Source organism: Streptomyces carminius (assembly GCF_002794255.1).
GTDB classification, from domain to species: Bacteria; Actinomycetota; Actinomycetes; order Streptomycetales; family Streptomycetaceae; genus Streptomyces; species Streptomyces carminius.
On the sequence record NZ_PGGW01000066.1, the window covers coordinates 240,359 to 255,411 of the forward strand.

General features: G+C 72.7%; 16 protein-coding genes. 9 read left to right on the plus strand and 7 right to left on the minus strand.

Annotated features, from left to right (window positions below):
- Window positions 1-41: 41 nt before the first annotated feature.
- From CUT44_RS24255 to CUT44_RS24265, 3 genes are all read right to left on the minus strand, one after another.
- Window positions 42-1,193, minus strand: a complete 1,152-nt coding sequence (locus tag CUT44_RS24255; RefSeq protein ID WP_100204037.1) for a spore photoproduct lyase family protein — start codon at window positions 1,191-1,193, stop codon at window positions 42-44.
- A 292-nt stretch (window positions 1,194-1,485) separates the two neighbouring features.
- Complete coding sequence (locus CUT44_RS24260; protein WP_100204038.1) at window positions 1,486-2,814, minus strand: cellulose binding domain-containing protein; 1,329 nt, start codon at window positions 2,812-2,814, stop codon at window positions 1,486-1,488.
- A gap of 293 nt (window positions 2,815-3,107) precedes the next feature.
- Window positions 3,108-4,121 (minus strand): LacI family DNA-binding transcriptional regulator, encoded by a 1,014-nt coding sequence (locus CUT44_RS24265; protein WP_199185818.1) that lies wholly within the window; start codon window positions 4,119-4,121, stop codon window positions 3,108-3,110.
- Between the two features lie 418 nt (window positions 4,122-4,539).
- Between CUT44_RS24265 and CUT44_RS24270 the strand changes: the two genes are divergently transcribed.
- From CUT44_RS24270 to CUT44_RS24305, 8 genes are all read left to right on the plus strand, one after another.
- On the plus strand, window positions 4,540-5,505 hold the full coding sequence (locus tag CUT44_RS24270; protein WP_100204039.1) for a glycoside hydrolase family 6 protein: 966 nt from the start codon (window positions 4,540-4,542) through the stop codon (window positions 5,503-5,505).
- Between the two features lie 150 nt (window positions 5,506-5,655).
- Window positions 5,656-6,261, plus strand: coding sequence for a TetR/AcrR family transcriptional regulator (locus CUT44_RS24275; RefSeq protein WP_100204040.1), 606 nt, complete (start codon window positions 5,656-5,658; stop codon window positions 6,259-6,261).
- Window positions 6,262-6,461: 200 nt separating this feature from the next.
- The gene (locus tag CUT44_RS24280; protein WP_100204041.1) at window positions 6,462-7,751 is read left to right on the plus strand and encodes an acyl-CoA dehydrogenase family protein; all 1,290 of its coding nucleotides are present in this window, start codon (window positions 6,462-6,464) and stop codon (window positions 7,749-7,751) included.
- Entirely contained in the window at window positions 7,748-8,614 is an 867-nt protein-coding gene (locus tag CUT44_RS24285) for an SDR family NAD(P)-dependent oxidoreductase (RefSeq protein ID WP_100204042.1), read from the plus strand. Before CUT44_RS24280 ends, CUT44_RS24285 begins: the two co-directional genes overlap by 4 nt.
- Window positions 8,611-9,366 (plus strand): SDR family oxidoreductase, encoded by a 756-nt coding sequence (locus CUT44_RS24290; protein ID WP_100204043.1) that lies wholly within the window; start codon window positions 8,611-8,613, stop codon window positions 9,364-9,366. The genes CUT44_RS24285 and CUT44_RS24290 overlap by 4 nt, the downstream gene beginning before the upstream one ends.
- Before the next feature lie 14 nt (window positions 9,367-9,380).
- Window positions 9,381-10,451 (plus strand): phosphotransferase family protein, encoded by a 1,071-nt coding sequence (locus CUT44_RS24295; protein ID WP_100204044.1) that lies wholly within the window; start codon window positions 9,381-9,383, stop codon window positions 10,449-10,451.
- 52 nt (window positions 10,452-10,503) lie between these two features.
- Window positions 10,504-11,166 (plus strand): histidine phosphatase family protein, encoded by a 663-nt coding sequence (locus CUT44_RS24300; RefSeq protein ID WP_100204045.1) that lies wholly within the window; start codon window positions 10,504-10,506, stop codon window positions 11,164-11,166.
- Window positions 11,167-11,208: 42 nt separating this feature from the next.
- Window positions 11,209-12,177: an NADPH:quinone oxidoreductase family protein gene (locus CUT44_RS24305; protein WP_100204046.1), complete on the plus strand. Its 969-nt coding sequence runs from the start codon at window positions 11,209-11,211 to the stop codon at window positions 12,175-12,177.
- A 61-nt stretch (window positions 12,178-12,238) separates the two neighbouring features.
- Here CUT44_RS24305 and CUT44_RS24310 read toward each other — a convergent pair whose 3' ends face one another.
- Window positions 12,239-12,460, minus strand: a complete 222-nt coding sequence (locus CUT44_RS24310) for a DUF397 domain-containing protein (protein ID WP_100204047.1) — start codon at window positions 12,458-12,460, stop codon at window positions 12,239-12,241.
- Entirely contained in the window at window positions 12,457-13,218 is a 762-nt protein-coding gene (locus CUT44_RS24315; RefSeq protein ID WP_233221627.1) for a DUF5753 domain-containing protein, read from the minus strand. The genes CUT44_RS24310 and CUT44_RS24315 overlap by 4 nt, the downstream gene beginning before the upstream one ends.
- A gap of 90 nt (window positions 13,219-13,308) precedes the next feature.
- Here CUT44_RS24315 and CUT44_RS33625 point away from each other — a divergent pair, with 90 nt between their 5' ends.
- Window positions 13,309-13,581, plus strand: coding sequence for an ATP-binding protein (locus CUT44_RS33625; protein ID WP_199185825.1), 273 nt, complete (start codon window positions 13,309-13,311; stop codon window positions 13,579-13,581).
- 132 nt (window positions 13,582-13,713) lie between these two features.
- On the opposite strand, the gene CUT44_RS24320 is transcribed toward CUT44_RS33625, so the two are convergent.
- Together CUT44_RS24320 and CUT44_RS24325 are read right to left on the minus strand one after the other, a co-directional pair.
- Entirely contained in the window at window positions 13,714-14,406 is a 693-nt protein-coding gene (locus CUT44_RS24320; RefSeq protein WP_100201597.1) for a response regulator, read from the minus strand.
- A gap of 5 nt (window positions 14,407-14,411) precedes the next feature.
- Window positions 14,412-15,053 (minus strand): sensor histidine kinase (locus CUT44_RS24325; RefSeq protein ID WP_233221400.1); only part of this gene is annotated, 642 nt, incomplete at its 5' end.

Sequence of the window (15,053 nt, forward strand, 5' to 3'; positions counted from 1 at the left end):
TTCCGCCCGGTCGAGGGTCCGGTGCGGGATGTCCGACGCGTTCAGAACGCGTACCGCACGCGGAGCCACGGCGCGTGCGCGGCGATCAGGCCGCGCAGCCGTTCCACGGCCGCCCGTTTGACCCCGGCCCGGTAGCGCACGTTCCGGCTGCCGTTCTCCGAGCGCTTCGCCTCCTGGACCTCCGGCCGCCACAGGGCCTCCTCGGCACGCGGGTGCCAGCCGAGGTTCACCTCGTGCAGGTCCCGGTTGTGGGTGAGCATGATCACTTCGGCCGCGGCCTGCGCCTTCACCGCGGGCGGCAGGACGTCGTCCAGCTCCCGCAGCAGCCCGGTCCACGCCTCCTCCCAGCCCGGGCGCACGACGACCGGCGAGAGGTTGAAGTGCACCTCGTACCCGGCCGCCAGGAAGTCGCCCGCGGCGGCGATCCGCTCGGCGACCGGGCTGGTGCGGATGTCCAGCAGCCGGGAGTCGGCGGCCGGCATGAGGGAGAAGCGGATCCGGGTGCGGCCGCGCGGGTCGTACGCGAGCAGGTCGGGGTTGACGAACTTGGTGGCGAAGGACGCCTTGGCCGTCGGCCACCGCCGGAAGGCGGCGACCAGCTCGGCGGTGCTGTCGCAGACCAGGGCGTCCACCGAGCAGTCGCCGTTCTCGCCGATGTCGTAGACCCAGGCGGCGGGATCGCGCTGGTCGGGGGCGGGCTTGGGCCCCTGGGCGGCGATGTGCCGGCCGAGCCGCTCGACGATCCGGTCGGTGTTGGTGAAGACGGTGATCGGGTTGGCGTAGCCCTTGCGGCGGGGGACGTAGCAGTAGGCGCAGGCCATGGCGCAGCCGTTGGAGGCGCCCGGCGCGATCCAGTCGGCCGAGCGGCCGTTGGGGCGGACGGTGAGGGTCTTGCGCACTCCCAGGACCAGCGTCTCGGTCTTCACCCGCACCCAGCGCGCGGTGTTGTCCGCCTCGCCGTGCAGCCCGGGGATCCGCCAGTGCGAGGGGACTTCGGTGACCCGGGCCCGGGGGAAGCGCGCGATGACCGCCCGGCCGCGTTCGGAGGCGGCGGCCTCCGGCTCCGCGTGGATCTCCCGTATGTCCAGCAGCCGGGCCGCCGCGGGGGAGTCCCGGAAGGCGGTCGCGGGGGGCGGCGGCAGCAGGTCCGCCACGGGGAACAGGCCGTCCGGCTCGTCGGTGTGGTGCGGCACGCTGGGCTCCGGGCGGCTGGGGGTGATCTGCGGACAAGGAGGGACGTACCGCCGATTCTACGCGGCCGGAACCGGCCGCCGGATTCCGGCCGCCCGGCACGGCCCCGGTCTGCTCGGCCTGCTCGGCCTGCTCGGCCGCGGCGCCACGGCGGGAGCCGCGTGACCGGGGGCCGGCCACCGTGCAGCGGTGGCCGGCCCCCGGAGTGCCGGGCAGCAGGGGAGTGGCCCGCGGCGGAGAAAGGGCTCCGGTGCGGGGCCGGCCCGGGATCCGTTCCCGGGTCCCCTGCCGCGGTCAGGCGCTGTCGCAGGCGGTGCCGTTGAGCGCGTAGGAGGCGGGCGCGGCGGTGTCGCCGGTGTGGGTGGCCTGGAAGCCGATGCGAACGGACGCACCGGGGGCGATGGTGGCGTTGTGCGAGGTGCTCCTGGCCGTCACCCGGCCGGAGGTGGGTGAGTAGTCGGCGTTCCAGCCGGAGACGATGTTCTGGCCGCCGGGCAGGGTGAAGGCCAGGGACCAGCCGTCGACCGGGGCGGTGCCGGTGTTGGTGAGGGTGAGGTTCGCGGTCAGGCCGGTGTTCCAGGCGTTGACGGAGGCGGTGACCTCGCAGGTCGACGGCTCCGGCTCCGGCTCGGGGTCCGGGTCCGGGTCGGGGCCCGGCTCGGAGGTCTCGAACTGCGTGAAGAACTTCCACACCTCCTGCGGCAGCCAGGTCCGCGAGCCGCTGTCACCGGGGGCCCCGTCCTGCGGAGCGGCGATGTGCCCCTCGTCGAACGCGGCCCAGGCGACCGGGTACCCCTCCGCGCACCCCGAGTAGGTGGTGACCCGGTGTGTCAGGCTGCCCTGTGCCGGCTCGGGCGCGTTCTGGGGAGTGCAGCCGTTGTTCCTGACGAACCTGTCCCGCATCGTCCGTCCGCCGGAGATGTTGAGCACGGTGTCCCTGATGCCGTGGACTCCGAGGTAGGCGATGGGCTGGTTGCCGCCGCTGCATCCGCTGAGCTGCCCGCCGTTCTGGACCGCGACCGCGCGGAAGACCGTCGCCCGGGAGCACGCGAGCGAGTAGGACATGGCGGCGCCGTAGCTGAATCCCAGCGCGAAGCGCTGGGTGGTGTCGATGCACAGCTCCGCGTCGAGCAGCCTGATCATGTCGTCGACGAAGGTGATGTCCTCCCCTCCGGTGTTGGCCCAGCCGTTGTTGAGGCCCTGGGGCGCGACGAAGATGGTGCTGTTGTTCGCCAGCCGCTGGAGTCCGTAGTAGGCCCAGGTGCCCGTCTCGACGGTGCGGCCCGTGTCGACGTCGGTGGAGGTGGCGCCCAGCCAGTGGAATCCGAAGACCAGCCGGTAGGGGTGGTTCGGGTCGTAGCCGTCCGGGATCCGCAGGATGAAGCTCCGGCTCTTGCCGCCGCTCTGGATCGTGTGGTTACCGCTCCGGAGGGTGGGGTTCTTGCCGCATCCGGGGGTGTCGGCGGCGGTGCCGGTGATCGCGGCGGCCGAGTCAGCGGCCGAGCCGGAGGCCGTGAGCGGCGGGTTCGCGACGTGGCCGCTGCCCAGTGCCGTGCCGCCGATGCCCAGCACGAGCAGCACCGCCAGCACGGGGGACCATAAGAGGGATCTTGCCCTTGTCATCCTGGAACTCTCCTCTTCCTGTGGGGGGACATCACCCTGTGCGGACGGGGGATCCGAAGGGCGTGAGGTGTGAGGACGCGCCGCTGGTGCGGGCTGGTGCGGGTGGAGGAACGGCGTACGGGGTACGGCGCTTCCCCGGAGACAGCGACGCGAAAAGTTTGTCCGATATATCGAACGTCATTCGGATTGCCGACCGCTAAGGATGGTAGAGGGGCTTTCGGGCATGTCAACACCCTCCAGCTCCGGGGCCGCCGGAAGGCCGCCCCCTCCGCGGTCCCCGCCAAGGCGGCCCGTCAGGCGCTGGAGCGGACGACCAGGCGGGTGGGCAGGATCAGCGGGGTGGGGTCCTGGCCGTTGACGAGTGCGACGAGCATGCGCGCCATCTCCCGTCCGAAGGCGCTTATGGGCTGGTGGACGGTGGTGAGCGGCGGATCGGCGAGCTCGGCGACGGCCAGGTCGTCGAAGCCGACCACACAGACGTCGGCGGGGACCAGCCGACCGGCCGCGCGCAACGTGCGCAGCGCTCCCGCCCCCATGTTGTCGTTGGCGGCGAACACCCCGTCCAGGTCGGGATGCTCCGCCAGGAGCGCGGCCATGGCGGCGGCACCGCTGGACTCGGTGAAGTCCCCCTCCCGCGGCGGGAACGGATCGAGGCCGGCCGCCAGCATGGCGTCCCGGTAGCCGCGGTACCGGGCACGGCCGGCTTCGGTGTCCAGCCGCCCGCAGATCATGGCCACGCGCGTACGGCCGCGCGAGACCAGGTACTCGGTCGCCTCACGCGCTCCGCCGACGTTGTCGACGTCCACGTACCACCGGGGGACCGGACCGACCGGGCGCCCTCCGAACACGACGGGCATCTTCGCCTGCTCGGCCATGGGAGCCAGCGGGTCGCCCTCGCGCAGCGCCATCAGCATGACGCCGTCGGCGCCCTTGGCCCGAAGGAGCCGCTCCACCCGCCCGCGGCCCCGGTCGGAGGCCGCCAGGCACAGCATCAGATGCAGGTCGGCCTCCTCCAGGGCGGCCGACGCACCCACGATCACCTGGGCGAAGAACGGATCCGCGAAGATCGACGGGTCCTCTCCCGCGACGACCAGGGCGGCGGCTCCCGTGTGGCGGGTGGCCAGCGCGCGGGCGGTCGGGTTGGGCACGTAACCGAGCTGCCGGACGGCCCGTTCGACCGCTTCACGCTTGGCGCGGCTGACGTGCGGTGCGTTGTTGAGGGCGCGGGAGGCGACCGAGCGGGAGACGCCGGCTAGTTCGGCCACCTCGTCGAGTGTCGACTGCCGGCGTGTCGCGTCCATTGCCATGCGCGATGAGCCCTTCCCTCTCGGCCGGACGGAAGCATCTCACTCCGGTCTTCCCCGCTGCCACCCGTTCGGTCCGCGACGGCGGGCAGGTACGGCTTCCTGACGGGTCGGAAAACTGGAAGCGCTTCCAGTTTTTGGCCGTAGTGCCCTTGTCCTCGTCATGTGAGGGACGGGGACACGTCAACTCTTGACAGCTCTAGCAGGCCGTCACATGATGCCGACCACACCTCAATGCCTTCAGTGTTTTGGGACCGCTTCCAGTGGGAGCGCTCCCAAATGCCGCTGACGACCCTTCGGGGTGTCGTCCCTGCCGGGGAACCACCGTGCGGGGACGCCGTACCACCGCACCTCCTCAGTGCGTCACACGCCCGGGGCGAGAGTGTGTGACGCGTCCCTGCCAGGAAAACGAGGTACAGCCATGCGCCGCAGACTCCGCGCCCTGGGGGCAGCACTCTTAGCGCTGCCGCTGGCGCTCACCGTCGCACCGTCCGCACACGCGGCCGATCCGATCTCCATGACCAACGGGTTCTACGTGGACCCCGACTCCAGCGCGAAGCAGTGGGTCGCCGCCAACCCCGGTGACGGCCGGGCGTCGGCGATCGACGCCTCCATCGCCAACACTCCGATGGCCCGCTGGTTCGGCTCCTGGAGCGGCGCCATCGACACCGCCGTGGGCGCGTACGCGGGAGCGGCGGACAGCTCGGACAAACTGCCCGTCCTCGTCGCCTACAACATGTACAACCGCGACTACTGCGGCGGGCACTCCGCCGGCGGGGCCTCCTCGCCGTCCGACTACGCCAACTGGATCTCCCGGTTCGCCGGCGGGATCGGCGACCGCCCGGCCGTCGTCATCCTCGAACCGGACTCCCTCGGGGACTACGGCTGCATGAACCAGGCCCAGATCGACGAGCGCGAGAGCATGCTCACCGGTGCCCTCGCCCAGTTCGGCAGCCGCGCCCCCAACACCTGGGTCTACCTCGACGCGGGCAACCCGGGCTGGACCAGTGCGCAGGCCATGGCCGGGCGCCTCCACGAAGCCGGTCTCCGTCAGGCCCACGGCTTCTCGCTCAACGTCTCCAACTACTTCACCACGGGTGAGAACACCGCCTACGGGGATGCCGTCAACCGGGAACTCAGCGCCCGCTACGGCTACACCAAGCCGTTCGTCGTGGACACCAGCCGCAACGGCAACGGCTCCAACGGCGAGTGGTGCAACCCCGCGGGCCGCCGTATCGGCACTCCCACCCAGCTGGGCGGCGGCGCCGAGATGCTCCTGTGGATCAAGGCCCCGGGCGAGTCCGACGGCAACTGCGGCGTCGGGGGCGGCTCCTCGGCCGGGCAGTTCCTCCCCGAGGTCGCCTACAAGATGATCCACGGTTACTGATCCAGGCTCCCGCGGCCCGGTGCGTCCCTGCCCCGCGGCCGGGCCGCGGGAACCGTCCGCCGCGTCCCGGCCGGCCGCCGGGTGCCCTCCGGGGGGAAGGCGCGCCCGGCGACCGGTCGGCCGGTCCCGGTGCGGGTTAGGGTCGGCCCCATGACTGCCGATCCCGCCCGCCCCCGGGTGCGCCTGAGCGCCGCCGACCGCCGTGGGCAGCTGATCGGCATCGGGCTGCGCCTGCTGGTCACCCGCCCCATCCACGAACTGTCGGTCGACGAGGTGGCCGCCGAGGCGGGCATCTCGCGCGGGCTGCTGTTCCACTACTTCCCGACCAAGCGCGACTACTACGTCGCGGTGGTCCGGGCCGCCGGGCAGCGGCTGCTGGGGCACGCCCGGCTGCCGGAGGAGGGGAGCCCGAAGGAGCGGGTGCGCGCCGTCGTGGCGGGCTTCACCGGCTTCGTCCGGCGCCGCCGCGCCAACTACGTGGCCCTGGTGCGTGCCGGGGCGGGCGGCGACGAGAAGGTGCTGGAGGTCTTCGGGCACCTCCGGGCCACCCTGGCCGAGCGGATCCTGGCGGCGCTGGGCGAGCCGGACCCCGCCCCGCTGGTGCGGCTGGCGGTGCGCGGCTGGCTGGCGATGGCCGAGGAGATGGCGATCGAGGCCGACGGCGGGAGCGTCACGACCGACGAGCTCGTCGACTTCCTGGTGGACGGCCTCGACCGGCTGCTCGCGCCGCTCGCGCCCGCCGACCCCGCTCCGTAGGCGGGCCGCCGCCGGGGTCGCCGCCGGTGGATCCGGCATGTCCGGCCGGGCATCCGCCGCTGCCCGGCGGGGCCGTCCGGCCGGGTGATCCGGGTCATGGCGCGCGCCCCTTATTGAGCAATGCTCAGTAGGAGGGTTAGCCTCGTGCCGTACACCACCCGTCCGGCGGGGGACGGGCAGCGAGAGGCAGGGAGCCGGCCGTGGACTTCGCACACTCACCGCGGGCGCGGGAGTACCTCGAGAAGGTCACCGCCTTCGTCGAGACCGAGATCATCCCGCGCGAACGCGAGTACCTCGAAGCCCAGCGCTCCCAGGCCGACCGCTGGGCGGTCCCGCCGCTGATCGAGGAGCTCAAGCAGAAGGCCCGCGAGCAGGGACTGTGGAACCTCTTCCTGCCCGACGCCCGCCACGGCCCCGGCCTGGGCGTGGCCGAGTACGCCCCGCTGGCCGAGCGGATGGGCCGCTCCCTCATCGCGCCCGAGGTGTTCAACTGCAACGCACCGGACACCGGCAACGCCGAGGTCCTGGTGCACTACGGTAGCGACGAGCAGCGCGAGCGGTGGCTGGCGCCCCTGCTGGCGGGCCGGATCCGCTCGGCGTTCTGCATGACCGAGCCGGAGGTGGCCTCCTCCGACGCCACCAACATGGCGGCCACCGCCGTCCTCGACGGCGACGAGGTGGTCCTCAACGGGCGCAAGTGGTGGAGCACCGGCATCGGGCACCCCGACTGCAAGTTCGTGATCTTCATGGGGCTGACCGACCCCACCGCGCACCGCTACCTGCGGCACTCGATGGTGCTCGTCCCCGTCGACACCCCCGGGGTGCGGATCGAGCGGATGCTGCCGGTCCTGGGCCAGTACGACGAGCCCTACGGCCACGGTGAGGTGTCCTTCACCGATGTGCGGCTGCCCGCCGACGCGGTCATCGCCGGACCCGGCCGCGGCTTCGAGATCGCCCAGGGCCGCCTGGGGCCCGGCCGCATCCACCACTGCATGCGCCTGATCGGCATGGCCGAACGCGCCCTGGAACTCGCCTGCCGCCGCGCCACCGAGCGCACCGCGTTCGGCAAACCGCTGGTCGACCTCGGCGGCAACCGCGAGCGCGTCGCCCGCGCCCGTATCGCGATCGACCAGGCGCGCCTCCACGTCCTGCACACCGCCTGGCTGCTGGACACCGCCGGAGCGGCCGCCGCGACCGGCGAACTGTCGCAGGTCAAGGCCGCGGTGCCGGCCATGGCGCAGGACGTGATCGACATGGCGATCCAGTTCCACGGCGGAGCCGGACTGTCCGACGACACCCCGCTGACCGGCTTCCTGGCGGCCGCCCGGGCCCTGCGCCTGGCCGACGGGCCCGACGAGGTGCACCTGGGTGTGGTGGCCCGGCGCGAACTGCGCCGGTACCGGGACGAGCGCGGCGGGCGCGGCGGAAACAACGGAAACAACGGAAATAACGAGAACAACGGGAACGACGGACAGGGAGAACAGCGATGAGCACCCGGGTACTGGTCACCGGCGCCGCCTCCGGACTGGGCCGGGCCATCGCCGGGCACTACGCCGCCGCCGGCTGCCGGGTACTGGTCACGGACCTGGCGCCGGACCAGGCCGGCGCCGGCCCGCTGCCCGCCGGCGAGGTGTCGTACCACCGGCTGGACGTGCGCTCCGAGCAGGAGTGGCACGCGGTGCGCGACTGGTGCGAGGAACACTGGGGCGGGCTCGACATCCTGGTCAACAACGCCGGGGTGGCCGCGGTGGGCCGCATCGAGCGGGTCGAGGAGTCCGACTGGGAGTGGATCCTCGACATCAACCTGCGCGGCACCGTACGCGGCTGCCGTACCTTCGTCCCCGTCTTCAAACGGCAGGGCAGCGGGCACATCGTCAACCTCGCCTCGATGGCGGCGCTGATGAACATGCCCGGCATGGCCTCCTACAACGTCTCCAAGAGCGCCGTGGTCTCCCTGTCGGAGACCCTGCGGTACGAGCTGGCGCCCTGGGGCGTCCACACCACCGTGGTGTGCCCCGGCTTCGTGCCCACCGGCCTGGACACCTCGCTGCGCAGCTCCGACCGGCTGCTCGCCGACCGGGCCGTCCAGTTGATCCGGAACGGCGCCCTCACCCCCGAACAGATCGCCGAGCAGATCGCGGAGGCCGTGACCAAGCGCCGCTTCCTGGTCAACACCCACCCCGAGGGGCGCCGCGCACTGCGGATCAAGCGGCTGTGGCCCGCCCTGGTGGACCGGCAGGTCGCCGCGATGTGGCGGCGCACCAAGGAACTGCTGGACGCACAGGACGCCCAGGACGCACAGGAAGCCCAGGACGCCCAGCAGCCGCCGCGCCCCCAGGAGCCCACCGCGTGACCGCCCGCCGCACCATCCTCATCACCGGTGCCAGCGCCGGACTGGGCGAGCAGATGGCCCGCGACTTCGCCGCCCTGGGCCGCGACCTCGCCCTGTGCGCCCGCCGCACCGACCGCCTGGAGCGGCTGCGGGAGGAACTCCTCGCCGCCCACCCCGGCATCACGGTCGCGGTGCGCGCCCTGGACGTGACCGACCACGACCGCGTCTTCGAGGTCTTCCGCGCCTTCCGGGACGACCTGGGCGGCCGGCTGGACCGGGTGATCGTCAACGCCGGACTCGGCAAGGGGCAGCCCATCGGCACCGGCCGCTTCGACGCCAACCTCCAGACCGTGCGGGTCAACCTCGACGCGGCCCTCGCCCAGTGCGAGGCCGCCGTGGAGATCTTCCGCGAGCAGAACGCCGGCCACCTGGTGGTCGTGTCGTCGATGAGCGCGATGCGCGGCCTGCCCCGCAACCTCACCGCCTACGCCGCCTCCAAGGCCGGGGTCGCCGCCCTCGCCGAGGGCATCCGTGCCGAACTGCTGCGCACCCCGGTCAAGGTCACCACCCTCTTCCCCGGCTTCATCGCCTCCGAGATGAGCAGCCGCTCCGAGAAGGCCCCGCTGACGGTCTCGACGGAGAAGGGCGTACGCGCCATGGTGCGGGCCGTCGAGGCCGAACGGGCCCGGGCCGAGGTCCCCGCCTGGCCCTGGGTTCCCATCGGGTTCGCGATGCGCCACCTGCCCCTGCGACTGGTCGCCAAGGTCATGTGAGATGAGCAGCCGAGATGAGCAGTGAAGACAAGCGCGGCGCCGTACGCGCCGAGGACGCCTTCGACGTGCCGCGGGTGGACGCCTGGCTCAAGGAGCACCTGGACGGCCTGACCGGCACCCCGGAGGTCACCCAGTTCTCCGGCGGCGCCTCCAACCTCACCTACCTGCTGCGCTACCCCGGCGGCCCCGGCGCCGAGCTGGTGCTGCGCCGTCCCCCGGCCGGCCGCAAGGCGTCCTCCGCGCACGACATGGCCCGCGAGTACCGCGTCCAGCAGCGGCTCAAGGACGCCTTCCCGTACGTGCCCACCGTCCGCGCCCTGTGCCAGGACCCGGAGGTCATCGGCGGCGACTTCTACGTCATGGACCGCGTCCCCGGCATCGTCCTGCGCGGCGACCTCCCCGCCGGCATGACGCTGGACCGGCGGCGGGCACGGGCGCTGTCGGAGACCTACGTCGACACCCTCACCGACCTCCACCGCGTCGACGTGGCCGCCGCCGGCCTGACCGACCTGGGCAAGGGCGCCGGCTACGTACAGCGCCAGGTCGAGGGCTGGACCCACCGCTACGCCCTGGCCCGCACCTGGAACACCCCGGGCTTCTCGAAGGTGACCGCCTGGCTCGCGGCCAACCGGCCCGACGACGTGGCCACCTGCGTGATCCACAACGACTGGCGGCTGGACAACATCGTCCTGGAACCGGACACCCTGCGGGTGACCGGCGTCCTGGACTGGGAGATGGCCACCCTCGGCGACCCGCTGATGGATCTGGGCAGCGCCCTGGCCTACTGGGTGCAGGCCGACGACGACCGGATGGCGCAGGCCACCCGCCGCCAGCCCAGCCATCTGCCCGGTATGCTCACCCGCGCCGAGATCGTCGAGCGCTACTGCGACCGCATGGGCCTGTCCGCCGAGAACTGGACCTTCTACGAGGTCTTCGGGATGTTCCGGCTCGCCGCGATCGCCCAGCAGATCTACTACCGCTACCACCACGGGCGGACCCGCAACCCGGCGTTCCGCAACCTGTGGCTGGCGGTGAACTACCTCCACTGGCGCTGCCGCACCGCCATCCGCCGCGCCGGCCGGTGACCGTCCGGCCCGGAATCCCGCACAGGAAGCCCGCACAGGAAGGAGGTCGCCGGTGCCCGTCATCCACCTGGTCCGCCACGGCCAGGCGTCGGCCGCCGCCGACACGACCGAGGGCTACGACGTGCTGTCCGGCCTCGGCCGCCGCCAGGCGGAGGCCGTCGGCGCCGAACTGGCCCGCCGCGCCCCGCGCGACCCCCGCATCGTCTGCGGCACCCTGAACCGGCAGCGGGACACCGCCGAACTCCTGGCGAAGGCCGCCGGGATCGGCGGGCAGGTGCGCACCGACCCGCGCTGGAACGAGTACGACCACCTCGCCCTTCTGCGGCGCTACGGCGGTGCGTTCCCCGGCGGGCCCGCCCCCGCCGACGGCCGGGGCGTCCAGGCGCTGCTCGACCACGTCCTGACGGCGTGGATCGGCGACGCGGACGGCGGCTGGCCGGACTTCTCCGGCGGCGCGCTCGCCGCCCTGCGGGAGCTGGCCGCCGAACTGGAACCCGGCCGGGACGCCGTCGTCGTCACTTCCGGCGGGGTGCTGGCGGCCCTGTGCGGCGCGCTGCTGTCCGCGCCCCCGGCCGGAGTGGTGGCGCTCAACCGCGTCACCGTCAACGCCGCCGTCACCACCGTCACGGCGGGCTCCGCCGGCCTCAGTCTGCTGAGCTTCAACGACCACGCGCACTTCGCCGGTGAGCGGCGAGCCCTGCTCACCCACCGCTGACTCCGCCGTCCGCCCCTCACCCACCACACGTAAGGAATCGTCATGCGCGCAGTCCAGGTGGTCTCCCTCGACGGCCCCGGCGCGATCCGCCTCACCGACCTCGACGCCCCGCGGCCCACCCCGCAGCAGGTGCTCATCGACGTCCACGCCGCCGGTGTCGCCTACCCGGACGTCCTGCTGAGCCGGGGCGAGTACCAGTTCAAGCCCGAGCTGCCGTTCGTCCCCGGCTCGGAGGTGGCCGGCACCGTCCGCAGCGCCCCGGAGGGCTCCGGTTTCGCGCCCGGCGACCGGGTGGCCGCCTTCCCCGCCTTCGGCGGCTTCGCCGAGCAGGTCGCCACCGACCCCGCCGTCGTCTTCCCGCTGCCGGACCGTATGCCGTTCACCGCCGGGGCCGGGGTACCGATGAACTGCCTCACCGTCCACTTCGCCCTGACCCGCCGGGGACGGCTGCGCGCGGGCGAGACGGTCCTGGTGCACGGTGCCGCCGGGGGAGTGGGCACGGCGGCGGTGCAACTGGCCCGTGCCCTGGGCGCGAAGGTGATCGCGGTGGTCTCCACCGAGGCCAAGGCGGAGACCGCGCGCCGGGCCGGAGCCCACGAGACGGTCCTCGCGGGCGGCTTCCGCGCGGCGGTGGCCGAACTGACCGGCGGCCGGGGCGTGGACGTGGTGGTCGACCCCGTCGGCGGGGACCGCTTCACCGACTCGCTGCGCAGCCTCGCCCCCGAGGGCCGCCTGCTGGTCATCGGCTTCACCGGCGGCGAGATCCCCACTGTGAAGGTCAACCGGCTGCTGCACAACAACGTCGACGTCGTCGGCGTCGGCTGGGGCGCCTTCTGGCTGCCCCGCCCCGACTACCTGCGCGAGCAGTGGGACGAGCTGCTGCCGCACCTCGAAGCCGGCCACCTCGACCCGCTCACCGGCTCCGTCCACCCGCTGGAGCGGGCCGCCGACGCGCTGCGCGAGCTGGACGAACGCACCGCCACCGGCAAGGTCGTCCTGACGGTCCGCTGACGACGACGGCCGGGCGGGCAGGGGATAATTCCCCTGCCCGCCCGGCCGCTTGCGCTGATCCTCAGAGTTCGCCGGTTATGACTCCGGTCCGGAAGGCCGCCCACTCCGTTGCCGTGAATCGCAGCGGTTCCCGCTGGGGGTTCTTGGAGTCGCGCACGGCCCGCCCGCCGCCGGGCAGTTCGGCGACCTCGACGCATTCGTGCTCGCCCGCGCTCGCACTCGACTTGCGCCAGGTGACACCGGTGAGGTCTATGTCGTACAGGTCTGCCTCGCGGTCGTTCACTCGCGACTTCTCTCTTCCAACTGGGCGATCAGTGCCAACGTATCGTCCATCGGAAGCGCCGCGGCGACAATGCGTTCGAAGGCGTCCGCGAAGACACGGACGTCGTCCACTCCCTCTACATAGGTCGCGCCGATCAGGTTCTCCAACGTCACGACGTCAGGCATGGGTCCCGGGAATGAAGCCAGGGTGAAGCCTCCTGCGCCCCCAGGGTGCGGAGTGGCGGCCGGCGGCATGACCTGGAGGGTGACGTCGGGGAGTTCCGCCGCGTCCAGCAGTCGCCGCAACTGGTCGCGCATGACTGCCGGCCGCGTGGCGAACCGCTGATACAGAACGGCCTCATGAATGATCGCCCAGAGCTTGAGCGGGTTGCCGGGCCGGGTCAGGACGGACTGGCGGGCCAGCCTCACCTCGGCCAGTGCGGCGACCTCGCCCGGGCTCCGGGTAGTGGCGTTCGCCGCGATGGTCTCGCGGGCGTATGCAGCGGTCTGGAGCAAGCCGGGAATGACCAACGGCGCGTAGGCGCGGATGCTCTCGGCGTCCGACTCCAACGAGATGTAGTCGGCATAGGAGGGGGAGACCACGCCGCTGTACGTCTGCCACCAGCCCTGTTTCCTGGCGTCGCGGGCCAGCCCTTCCAAGGCTGCGACGACCTCCGGATCGGTCACCCCGTACGCCTTGAGCAGTGGGGCCACTTCGTTGGGGCGGATGTGTCCGTTGGCCGTCTCGATGCGGGACAGCTTCGGGCCGATCCAGCCCATGGTCGCTGCCGCCTTGTCGAGGCTCAACCCGGCCTCATTTCGGAGCTGTGCGGCAACGCGGTCCGGGCCTGCGGCGACTACGTGCCGCTCGTGGCGGAGGTGGAGCTGGAGACGGCGGGGCCCGGGGGCCCCGGCCGTACCGCCGACCTCGCCGCACCGAGCGCACCGACCGCCGCCCGGGTCCGCCTGCACGACCCGTGCCGTGCCGCACGTCCCCGCCGCACCGGCGTACGGCTCGACGACCCGTACGCCGAGTCCGGGCGCGGCATGGCCATCGTCGACATGCTCGCGCCGGGCTGGGACGTGACCGCGACCCCCGTCGGCAAGCAGGTCCGCTGCCGTGTTCCCCTGCCGGGCAGTTGAAGCGGTCAGTACTTCCTTCGGGCCCGACGGCCCCTCATGGACGGACGAGCCGCCGCACCGTCACCGACGGGGCCGTCCTTGATGGTCTGCCGGGTGGGCGGCGCTGTGCCTCGGGCACACGACCGTGCCGGTTCACGGCGTGTCGGACGCCAGTCCGACCCGGTAGGCGAGGACGACGGCCTGGACGCGGTCGCGCAGGCCGAGTTTCGCCAGGATGCGCGACACATAGGTCTTGACGGTCTCGGGCGTGATGAACATCGCCGCGGCGATCTCCGCGTTCGACAGCCCCTCGGCGATCAGCCGGAGCACTTCCAGCTCGCGGGGGGTCAGTGCGCGCACGATGTCCTGCCTGGCCGGCCGGGAGGTGTCGGCCGGTCGCAGATGCTGGGCGAAGTGGCCGATGAGGTGGCGGGTGACGGCGGGTGCCAGTAGGGCCTCGCCCCGGGCGACGGTGCGGATGCCGCCCACCAGTTCCGCCGGGGGCGCGTCCTTGAGGAGGAAGCCGCTCGCTCCGGCGCGCAGCGCGTCGTAGACGTAGGCGTCGACGTTGAAGGTGGTGACGACCAGGACCTTCGGCGCGTCCTCGGTGTCGGGGCCGGCCAGTTGCCGTGTCGCCTCGATGCCGTCGAGCAGGGGCATCCGGATGTCCATCACGACCACGTCGGGGCGCAGCCGCCGCGCGGCCTGGACCGCCTCGTGGCCGTTCTCGGCCTCCCCGACGACCTCCATGTCGGGCTGCGCGGAGAAGATGGTGACGTAGCCGGTCCGCACCAGCGCCTGGTCGTCGCAGACGAGCACACTGATCGGTGGCGGCGCGTCGTTCACTGGGGTCACTCCTGAAGGGGCCTGGACGGAATCGTGGCGCGGACCTCGAACCCGCCCTCGGGCCGGGGACCGGCCTCCAGTTCACCATCGAGCATCCGCACCCGTGCACGCAGCCCCGCCAGTCCTCGTCCGCCCGCGGGGCCCGGCTTCCGCGTGACCGGTGCGGCGACCGGTCCGTCGGTGGTCACCTCGATCTCGATGTGCTCGGCACCGTGCCGGAGCAGGACCCGTGCCGGCTTGCCTGCCGCGTACTTCATGGCGTTGGTGAGCGCCTCCTGCACCACCCGGTACGCGGCCAGTTCCACGTCCACGCTCCGCGGCCGCCGCTCACCCTGCTCGCTGAACCCGACCGGCTGGCCCGACCTGCGGGCCTGCTCGACCAGGTCCCCCACCCGCCCCAGGGTGGGTGCCCGGCCCGCGCGCGCCGGGTCCGCGGACGCCGACTCGCCGGTCGCCTCCAGGACGCCGAGCAGGTACCGCAGTTCCGTCAGCGCCCGGCGGCCGGTGTCGCTGACGGCGGTCAGTCCCTCGCCGGCGCGTTCCGGCGCGGACGTGAGCAGGAACTGCGCCGCGTCGGCCTGGACCACCATGGCCGTCACGTGGTGGGTGACCACGTCGTGCAGTTCGCGGGCGATCCGCGCCCGCTC